The sequence below is a fragment of the Rhodothermales bacterium genome (assembly GCA_013002345.1).
Classification (GTDB): Bacteria; Bacteroidota; Rhodothermia; order Rhodothermales; family JABDKH01; genus JABDKH01.
On record JABDKH010000046.1, the window covers coordinates 1 to 2,042 of the forward strand.

Genomic DNA, 2,042 nt, shown 5'->3' on the forward strand with positions numbered 1-2,042 from the left:
CGGCGAGCATCGTCAGGTCTTGTATTTCGAAGGCGCAAACATGGAGACGGATGTCTACGTCAACGGTCAACTGGCGGGACGCCACGTTGGCGGATATGTGGGCTTCGATATCGAGATCACCGATTACTTGAAGTCCGATGACGAAAATCTCCTGATGGTCAGGGTGACCAATGCCTACAACCCGAACCTGATCCCCTCGCAGAAATCCGATTTCTTCATACACGGTGGCATTACCCGAGATGTCTGGCTGAAGAACCTGCCGCAAGACTACATCCAGCGCGTATGGATCGATACGCCGGAAGTCAGCCGCGAGCGCGCGTCGACGAAAGTCACCGTCGTCGTCGACAGTGCTGCGGCGAGCAGTGCGGTGACGCGCGTGCGTGCTGATCTCCTTTCACCGGGTGGGGACGTGCTTGACTCGAACGAGGTCGAGTTACCGGTGATGCCCGGTGTTCGGGAAGTCGAGCTCGAATTCGATTCGCTCGACAGCCCGCAATTGTGGTCGCCCGAGACACCCAGCCTTTACCGGGTGGTCGTCGAACTGATCGGCCCGGACGACACGGTGATTCATGACGTTAGCGAGTCGTTCGGCTACCGGTGGTTCGAGATGCGGCCGCAGCAGGGATTCTTTCTGAATGGCGAGCGTCTCTTGATCCGCGGCACTCACCGCCACGAGGATCACGCCGGTCTGGGTGCTGCGCTGTCCAATGAGCAGCACCGCAAGGATATGCAGATGATCAAAGACATGGGTGCCAACTTCGTGCGCCTGGGTCATTACCCCCAGGACCCGGAGGTATACCGGGCCGCCGATGAGTTCGGCCTGATCATCTGGGACGAGTTGCCCTGGTGCCGTGGCGGCAAGGGCGGTGCTTTGTGGGAGCAGAACACTGAAGCCGTCTGGCGTGCTCAGATCGCACAAAACAGGAACCATCCGAGCATTGCATTTTGGTCGCTGGGCAACGAAATGTATTGGGAAGAAGACTTCCCCGGCGGCGGCGCCACCGACGTCATCAATCCGTACCTTGCGAAGCTCAACAAGCTGACCAAGGAACTGGATCCGAGCCGTCTGACGACCCTTCGAAAATATTATCCTGGCGCCGATATTGTCGATGCTTTTTCGCCGTCAATCTGGGCAGGCTGGTATGGGGGCGCTTACGGCCAGTACGAGGAAGCCCTCAAAGATTCGATGCTGAAGTATCCGGCGTTCCTGCACATGGAATACGGCGGATCAAGTCACGTGGGGCGGCACACCGAAAAACCCATCGACAAGGACGGCATTCGGGGAGGCCAGGTGACCGTGGCTGAAGCCATGAATCAGGCCGTCGTAAAAAGCGTTGCGAAGGGCTCCGACTGGAACGAAAACTATATCGTCGATCTGTTCGACTGGCACCTGCAGGTTTCAGAGAACTTGCCAGGTTTTGCAGGGAATGCGCAGTGGGCCTTCAAGGACTTCGGTACTCCGCTGCGGCCCGAGAATCCGATTCCGTATGTCAATCAGAAGGGGCTGGTCGACCGGGAGGGGAAGCCCAAGGATGCGTATTACGTATTTGCCAGTTACTGGTCGAAAGAGCCTTTCTGTTACATCGAGTCGAAGACCTGGACGCACCGCAACGGGCCAAAGGACGGGCGTGACGTCGCGGTGTACTGCAACACGGAGGAGTCCGAGCTGTACCTCGATGGCACGAGCCTGGGGCGAAAAACAAGGGATCCGCGAAGCTTCCCGGCTGGTGGCCTCGTCTGGAATGTGCCTTTCACCAACGGGCCGAACGATCTGCTCGTTGAGGGCTTCGTCGACGGAAAACTCGTCGCATCCGATGAACTGCAGGTCACGTACCTGGTGGGCAGACATGGCAAGTTGCAAGATGTGGTCCTGTCACAGAAGGACCTGGGTGAAGATCGGGTCATGATCATGGCTGAAGCCGTCGACAAGGATGGCAATCGCGTCCTGGACTTTTCTGACCGGGCCTATTTCTCGACGCTCGATGGCAACGGACGACTGCTTGAAAACTATGGCACGCCGACGAGAAGCAGCATCATAGAGA

1 protein-coding gene is annotated in these 2,042 nt (G+C 57.8%); it reads left to right on the forward strand.

What is annotated here, in order from left to right; all coding sequences use genetic code 11:
• The coding region (locus tag HKN37_02170) for a DUF4982 domain-containing protein (GenBank protein NNE45446.1) at positions 1-2,042 on the forward strand (2,042 nt) is incomplete at both ends.